This is a genomic window from Lactobacillus nasalidis (genome assembly GCF_016587775.1).
GTDB lineage: Bacteria > Bacillota > Bacilli > Lactobacillales > Lactobacillaceae > Lactobacillus > Lactobacillus nasalidis.
Genome location: NZ_BOCG01000249.1, coordinates 1 through 3,362, shown reverse-complemented (window position 1 = coordinate 3,362; position 3,362 = coordinate 1). Strand labels below are relative to the sequence as shown.

General features: G+C 52.3%; 3 protein-coding genes and 1 pseudogene. 3 read left to right on the top strand and 1 reads right to left on the bottom strand.

Annotated features, from left to right (window positions below; translation table 11 throughout):
• Positions 1 to 376: 376 nt before the first annotated feature.
• Positions 377 to 895, top strand: a complete 519-nt coding sequence (locus lacNas_RS04180; RefSeq protein ID WP_201331198.1) for a nitroreductase family protein — start codon at positions 377 to 379, stop codon at positions 893 to 895.
• Between the two features lie 58 nt (positions 896 to 953).
• Here the strand turns inward: lacNas_RS04180 and lacNas_RS04175 are convergent, their stop codons facing one another.
• Positions 954 to 1,520, bottom strand: a complete 567-nt coding sequence (locus lacNas_RS04175) for a TetR/AcrR family transcriptional regulator (protein WP_201331197.1) — start codon at positions 1,518 to 1,520, stop codon at positions 954 to 956.
• Positions 1,521 to 1,793: 273 nt separating this feature from the next.
• Here lacNas_RS04175 and lacNas_RS04170 point away from each other — a divergent pair, with 273 nt between their 5' ends.
• Positions 1,794 to 2,495 carry an ABC transporter ATP-binding protein gene (locus lacNas_RS04170; protein ID WP_201331196.1) on the top strand — a complete coding sequence of 234 codons (702 nt, stop codon included), beginning with the start codon at positions 1,794 to 1,796 and terminating at the stop codon, positions 2,493 to 2,495.
• A gap of 5 nt (positions 2,496 to 2,500) precedes the next feature.
• Positions 2,501 to 3,362 (top strand): annotated as a pseudogene (locus lacNas_RS04165) (ABC transporter permease); the annotation flags it as partial.

Genomic DNA, 3,362 nt, shown 5'->3' with positions numbered 1-3,362 from the left:
GACCATTTTAAACACTCAGCCGCCGTGTCTAAAATGGTCTCTCAAAGTCTACTTGATGCTCAGCCGCCGCATTCCTGCCGCACGGCCTTCTTCTCCTGGCATCCGAATTTTCATCGCCGCCTGGAGCAGTTATGTCTGTAAATTGAGCTACCTTCTTAGCCTCACGGGACTAAATTTAAAGGTCCTTCATATGTTTCCTTAACTATAAAGAGTTTTGCCGGTCAAGTCAAGCATTTTTAAGAAAAAACGGCTGTTTTTTTAACTATTAAAGATCAAGTGACATTTTCAAACGTTTTCGGAAATGATTGCGGTATAATTTAGCTAAAGAACCGACAGACATGTATTTTGTTAGACTGAATTAGGGAGGATTATATCCATGAAGTTTACGAAATTGTTGAAAACACGCAAATCAGTCCGGACTTATACGGGCAAAGCTGCCGACAAGAAGCAGCTCAAGAAGATCATCGAAGCTGCTGAACTTGCTCCAGTAGCCCGCGGCTCATATGAAAACTACCAGCTGACGGTCGTCACCGATCCGAAGATCCTGAAGGAAATCGACCAGGAAGCAGCCATGATGGCTGGCGACTTGGAATCACACCCGCTTTACGGGGTGCCAACCGTGATCCTGGTTTCGGCCAAGAACCGGAAAGAATCCGCCTACGCCAGTGCCGGGATTATCGCCCACAACATGGTCATGGCAGCTGAAAACAAGGGCCTGGGTGCCTGCTACCTCTTTGGCGCGGCCGCTGCCCTGGACGCTCACCCGGAAACGCTGATGAAGCTCAACCTGCCGGATGGCTTCATTCCAGTCTGCGGGGTCGGCGTCGGCGAAAGCAAGGAAGAACTGGCCGTCCGCGACTTGAAGATGGACCGGATCGGCATCAACGAAATTTAACCGGCGAAAGCCGTAAAGCGCAAGAAGGCAGAAATGCCCTCTTGCGCTTTTTTGCTTTCTACTTGATGATTTCTTCTGGCGACAGCCGCCGGTACTGGTCTAAAATCCGGCTGATCTCTTCCGGGCTCTCCCGCATCCCCCGCTGGACCCATAAGGTAAAGATCGTCGCCAGGCCTCCAAAAACCAGGCGGCTGGCATAGGGTTGCTTGATTGCCGGATTAGTCAGATTGGCATGGCGGCTGCTGAAAACTTCGGTCATGATCTCCTGCAGGCGGTATTCCGTCCGCGCGGCCAGGTCGCTTTTGAAAAAGACCGTGACCAGGGCCTCGTTTTGCTTGATATAGACGATCAATTCCAAGATGGCTGCTTTTGAAAAGAGCTCTTTGCTGCTGGCTGCTTCATTTTTCCCCAGAATTTTTTGAACGCCGGCGAAAAAGTCGCTTTCTGTTTGCCGCAACAGATCATCCTTGTCCAGATAATTCAGGTAAAAGGTCCCCCGGTTGATTCCAGCCTTTTGGCAGAGCTGGCTGACGGTCAACTGCTGAAAGCCGGTTACCGGGACCAGATCGATCAGGGCCTGGCGAATCTTGGCCTTGCTGGCCGTTTTTCTGCTTTTTTTCGTCATTTGTCTCACACTTTCCAGCGTCCTTTTGCAAGCGCTTAAGTTCTTGCTGCAGTAAGCTCTTTTGCTGACTACAAACGGACTGCAAATGCTAAAATATTGTTAGAAAGCAAACCGAAACTGGCTGGTCAGGCTGCCTGCAGCTTTTGGCTGCCTATCCCGGTGCTTCTGGCTGATATTTTTTCTTAAATCAACAGATTGTCTATTTTTGCTCATTAATTTTAGCCGATTTTTTTGTAAACTACTAGTCGAACACATCCGAAAAGGAGGAAAATTATGGCTCTCATTGAAGTGAAGCATAATACGAAAACTTATCAATCCGGAGATACGACGGTTTACGCCAACCGGGACATCAATTTTGAAATCGAGAAAGGCGAGCTGGTCATCATCTTGGGCAGCTCCGGGGCCGGCAAGTCGACTTTGCTGAACATCCTGGGCGGGATGGACAGCAACACCAGCGGGGACGTCATCGTCAACGGCCAAAACATCGCCGGCTACAACGCCAAGCAGCTGACAGCCTACCGGCGGACCAACGTCGGCTTTGTCTTCCAGTTCTACAACTTGATTCCGAACCTGACGGCCAAGGAAAACGTTGAACTGGCTTCTGAAATCGTCAAAGACGCCATGGACCCGGTCGCAGCCTTGAGCGCCGTCGGCCTTGACAAGCGCGTCAACAACTTCCCAGCCCAGCTCTCCGGCGGTGAGCAGCAGCGGGTGGCAATTGCCCGGGCCGTGGCCAAAAAGCCGGCCCTGCTCTTGTGCGATGAGCCAACCGGGGCTCTGGACTACCAGACTGGCAAGCAGGTCCTCAAGATCCTGCAGGAAATGAGCACGGTGCATGGGTCAACCGTTGTCATCGTCACTCACAACAGCGCCCTGGCCCCAATCGGCAACCAGGTCCTGCACATCCACGACGGGCAGATCGTCAAGCAGGAAAGAAACGACCATCCGGCTGATATTTCCTCGATTGAGTGGTGATCATCATGAAAAAGAAAATGCTTTGGAAAGATGCCCGCCAGGCCATCACCCACTCTTTTGGCCGCTGGATCGCCATTCTGCTTTTGATGGCCGTCAGCGCCTTTGCCCTCATCGGCTTGAAGATGACCGGGCCGGACATGCGGCAGACCGCGACCAGCTTTTTTGAAAAATACAAACTGGCCGATGTGACCGTCAGTTCCAACTACGGCCTGGACAAAACCGACCGGACCATCATTAAAAACCAAGCCGGCGTCAAAGAGGTGTCCTTCGGCTACCTGCAGGACAGCACGGTTTCCGGCAGCAAAACCAACATCAGAATCTACTCTTTGAGTTCTCAAGTTTCCGCCAGCCAGATAGTCAGCGGCCGGCACCCTGAAAAGAATAACGAAATTGCCCTCAGCTACCTGCTGAAAGGCAAATACAAGCTGGGGCAGACGATTAGCTTGAAGACGCCGGGCAACTTGAAAGAAAAGAAGTTCAAAATCACCGGCTTCATCCGGTCAAGCGAAAGCATCGACCGCTCCGACATCGGCCAGACCACGGTCGGCGACGGCCAGCTTGACGGCGTGGCTGAAGTGACCAAGTCCGCCTTCAAGAAAAACGCCCCCTATGCTGTTGCGCGCGTGCGCTACAAGAAAACGGCCAGCATGTACGCTTACTCCAGCAAGTACCGGTCCTACGTGTCTGACAAAGAGGACCAGCTGAAAAAGCAGCTCAAGAAGCACGGCAAGAAGCGCTACAACAGCTCAGTCAGCCAGCTGAAAGACCAGGAAGAAAAAATGACGGCCGCCAAGCAAAAGCTGCAGGCAGCTCAAAAGCAGCTTAAGGCGCAGGCAGCTGCCGCTCCGGCAGCCAGCCAGGCCCTGG